This window comes from Cellulomonas sp. ACRRI (assembly GCF_022346185.1).
Classification (GTDB): Bacteria; Actinomycetota; Actinomycetes; order Actinomycetales; family Cellulomonadaceae; genus Cellulomonas.
Window position 1 is genome coordinate 1 of record NZ_JAKRMS010000215.1, and the last position, 3607, is coordinate 3607.

General features: G+C 76.0%; 4 protein-coding genes and 1 pseudogene. 4 read left to right on the forward strand and 1 reads right to left on the reverse strand.

The annotated features are described in order from the left end of the window. Positions 1-126: 126 nt before the first annotated feature. Positions 127-765 carry a DedA family protein gene (locus MHY85_RS20530; protein WP_239200216.1) on the reverse strand — a complete coding sequence of 213 codons (639 nt, stop codon included), beginning with the start codon at positions 763-765 and terminating at the stop codon, positions 127-129. 163 nt (positions 766-928) lie between these two features. Between MHY85_RS20530 and MHY85_RS20535 the strand changes: the two genes are divergently transcribed. From MHY85_RS20535 to MHY85_RS20550, 4 genes and pseudogenes are all read left to right on the forward strand, one after another. Beyond that, entirely contained in the window at positions 929-1558 is a 630-nt protein-coding gene (locus tag MHY85_RS20535) for a Type 1 glutamine amidotransferase-like domain-containing protein (RefSeq protein ID WP_239200219.1), read from the forward strand. Positions 1559-1667: 109 nt separating this feature from the next. After that, a complete protein-coding gene (locus MHY85_RS20540; protein WP_239200222.1) occupies positions 1668-2717 on the forward strand; it encodes a zinc-binding dehydrogenase in 1050 nt (349 codons plus the stop codon). Further along, entirely contained in the window at positions 2714-3298 is a 585-nt protein-coding gene (locus tag MHY85_RS20545) for a DapH/DapD/GlmU-related protein (RefSeq protein ID WP_239200225.1), read from the forward strand. Before MHY85_RS20540 ends, MHY85_RS20545 begins: the two co-directional genes overlap by 4 nt. Before the next feature lie 70 nt (positions 3299-3368). After that, a pseudogene (locus MHY85_RS20550) lies at positions 3369-3607 on the forward strand (hypothetical protein); the annotation flags it as partial.

Below are 3607 nucleotides of genomic sequence, written 5' to 3' on the forward strand. Positions count from 1 at the left end.
AGCACAGCAGACCGGCCGGCGGTCACGCGGGTCGTCCTGACGTCCGGGGGGCGGGTCCGTCGAGTCTCCCGGCCCGGGAGGCGCGATCGGGTCCCGAAGGTCGTGACCGCCGGCCGGTCTGCTGTGCTACCGCCCGCCCGCGACGTCGTCCGTGGTCGCGACGCCCGCGCGGCGCCGCGTCCGCAGCCACTGCACCAGGCTCGTCACCGCGGTGAGCCCGACCGCGACGACCACCAGCCCGGTGACGTAGCGCTCGAGCCCGGGGACCCGGGTGCCGAGCGCCCACCCGGCCAGCGGGATCGCGCACGCCCACGCGGCGCCGCCCACGACCTGCCACACGGTGAAGGTGCGTGCCGGGACCTGCGTCATGCCGGCGAGCGGGTTGATCACCGTCCGCACGACCGGGATGAACCGCGCGAGCACGATCGTGCGGGCCGTCCCGTACCGCTCGACCATCGCGCCCGCACGGTCGAGGGCCGCGTGCAGGCGCCCGTCGGGGGAGGTCCGGGTGACCCACCGCCCGCCCGCGCGGCCGAGCAGGTAGCCGCCCTGGGCGCCGAGCAGCGCGCCGGCGGTCGCGGCCAGCAGCACGCCCGCGAGCGGGAGGCGCGGGTCGGGGCCGGCGGCGAAGACGCCCGCGGCCAGGAGCAGGGTGTCGCCCGGCAGCAGGAACCCGACGAGCAGGCCGGTCTCGAGCAGCAGGATCAGGAAGATCCCGCCGACCCCGAACGCCGTGAGGAGGCTGCCGGGGTCGAGGAGGTTCACGCGTCCAGTATCCGCCCGCCCACGAGAGGATGACGCGGACGGGTGAGCGCGGGGCGACGCGCGCCTCCCTCCCCGGGGCTGACCGCGGTGCTCGCCCGGCGGCGAGGTGCCGTGCTGCGGCGCCCCGCAGCCGCGCCGCTCCGCACCGCGTACCGTCGCCCCCGTGCCCTCCCTGCTGCTGCTCTCGCTCGGCCACGGCGCCGTGCCCGCTTTCCTCGCCGACCACGCGCCCGCCGACCGCCCGCTGACCATCGGGTACGTGCCGGACGCGGCACGCGCCGCAGCCGACGCCCCGTGGGCCGTCGCCGAGCGGGACCGGGTCACCGCCCTCGGGCACGCGGTGGTCGACGTCCGACTCACCGGTGCGACCGCCCAGCAGGTGGCCGACGCCCTCGACGGCGTCGACGCGCTCTACGTCGCCGGCGGCAACACGTTCGCCCTGCTCGACGCCCTGCGGTCGTCCGGGGCCGACGCGGTGGTCGCCGAGCGGGTCCGCCGCGGGCTGCCCTACATCGGCTCCAGCGCCGGCTCGATCGTCGCCGGCCCCAGCGCCGAGCCGGCGTCGCTGATGGACGACCCGGCCGAGGCCCCGGGGCTGACCGACCGGCGCGGTCTCGGGCTGACGGACGCCGTCGTCGTCCCCCACGCCGACGGGAAGCTGCCGCCGTACCCGCTGGAGCTGATCGGCCGGACGCTCGACCGGTACGGCTCGGACCACGAGCTGGTGCCGCTGTGCGACGACGAGGCGCTGCTGATCACCGGGCCCGGGTGGAAGGTCGTCGCCTCGGCCTGACCCGTCGAGAGGGGTACTGACAGGGCCCCGCTCCGGGCGTGAGAGCGCGGCCCGGAGGGGGCAGGGTGGAGGGGCATCCCGATCCGCCCCCGAAGGAGACCCCCTCCCGATGCGTGCCACCTTCCTGTACGGCGCGGGCGACGTCCGCGTCGAGCAGACCGCCGAGCCCGTCCTCCAGCAGCCGACCGACGCGATCGTCCGCACGGTCCGCGCGTGCGTCTGCGGCTCCGACCTGCACCCGTACCACTCGATGCCCGCCGCCGAGCACGGCCAGTCGATGGGCCACGAGCTCATCGGCGTCGTCGAGGAGACCGGCTCGGCCGTCACCTCGGTGCGGAAGGGCGACTTCGTGATCGCCCCGTTCGCGTTCAGCGACAACACCTGCCCGATCTGCCGCGACGGCTTCCAGACCGCGTGCCCGCACGGCGGGTTCTACGCGACCCCGCAGACGAACGGCCTGCAGGCCGAGCTGTCCCGGATCCCGCTCGCCGACGGCAGCCTGGTCGTCGTCCCGGACGTCGACCCCGCGACGGCGGACGAGTCGCTCCTCGCCTCGCTGCTGACCCTGTCGGACGTCTACCTGACCGGGTACCACGCCGCGCACATGGGCCGCGTCGAGGCCGGGAAGTCCGTCACGGTCATCGGCGACGGCGCGGTCGGCCTGTCGGCGGTGCTCGCGGCGCGGCAGCTCGGCGCCGAGCGGATCGTCCTCATGGGCCGGCACACGGCCCGCACCGACCTGGGACGCGAGTTCGGCGCGACCGACGTCGTCGCCGAGCGCGGCGAGGAGGGCGTCGCGCGCGTCCTGGACCTGACGGACGGGCAGGGGACGCACGTCGTGCTCGAGGCGGTCGGCCACATGCCGGCCTACGAGCAGGCCTACGGCGTCGTGCGCGCCGGCGGCGTGATCTCCCGCGTCGGCGTCCCGCAGTACGAGGAGGCCCCCGTCGGGTTCGGGTCGCTGTTCGGCCGCAACATCACCCTGAACGGCGGCCCGGCCCCGGTGCGCGCCTACCTCGAGGACGCGATCGCGCAGGTCCTGGACGGCACGATCGACCCGGGCCGGGTGTTCGACCGCACCCTGCCGCTGGACGACGCCGCCGACGCGTACCGCGCGATGGACGCGCGCGAGGCGCTCAAGGTCATGCTCCGCCCGTGAACCTCGCCGACTTCCTCGCCCACGTCGACGCCGGACGGACCGTCGTCGGCGGCTCCGCGGAGCACGCCTTCATGCACGAGGCCGCCCAGGAGGCCCTGCGGACCGTCGCCGAGCTCAACGGCGGGTACCGGACGCCGGACGAGGTCCGCGACCTGCTGTCCCGGCTCACCGGCCGGCCGGTCGACCCGTCCGTCACGCTGTTCCCGCCGTTCTCCACCGAGTTCGGCAAGAACCTCATGCTGGGCGCCCGGGTCTTCGTCAACCAGGGATGCCGGTTCCAGGACACCGGCGGCATCCGGATCGGGGACGACTCCCTGATCGGCCACGGCACGACGCTGACCACCCTGAACCACGCCCTCGACCCGGCCCGGCGCGCCGACATGACACCCGCACCGGTGGTCATCGGCCGCCGGGTCTGGATCGGTGCCTCGGTGACCGTCGTCCCCGGCGTCACGATCGGCGACGGGGCGGTGGTCGGGGCGGGTGCCGTCGTCACGAGGGACGTGCCGCCGGACGTCGTCGTCGCCGGGGTCCCGGCGCGCGTGGTGCGCCCGACCGGCTTCGACTCGACCGCGTCCTGACGCCGAGCCCCGCTCGCGTCCCGAGGGTTGCTGGACCGGGGTGCCGGCGCCGTCGCGCTAGGGTCCGGCCATGAGCGACGAGCACCCGACCGCTGCCCCCGGCGACCCGCAGCCCGGGGGGACGTCGCCCGGGCCGTCCCCGTACGGGCCGGACGCCGGGCAGCCGGCCGCCTACCCGGCCGCTCACCCCGCCGACCCGTACCCGGGGCAGCCGTACACCGACCCGTACCCGGGGCAGCCGTACGCCGACCCGTACGCCGCCGCCCCGTACGGCGACCCGTACGCCGCCGCCCCGTACCTGTCTCTTAT

Bases quoted from the DNA above. Each gene is read 5' to 3' on its own strand.
- MHY85_RS20540 (WP_239200222.1), top strand. From the start codon at position 1,668: ATGCGTGCCACCTTCCTGTACGGCGCGGGCGACGTCCGCGTCGAGCAG.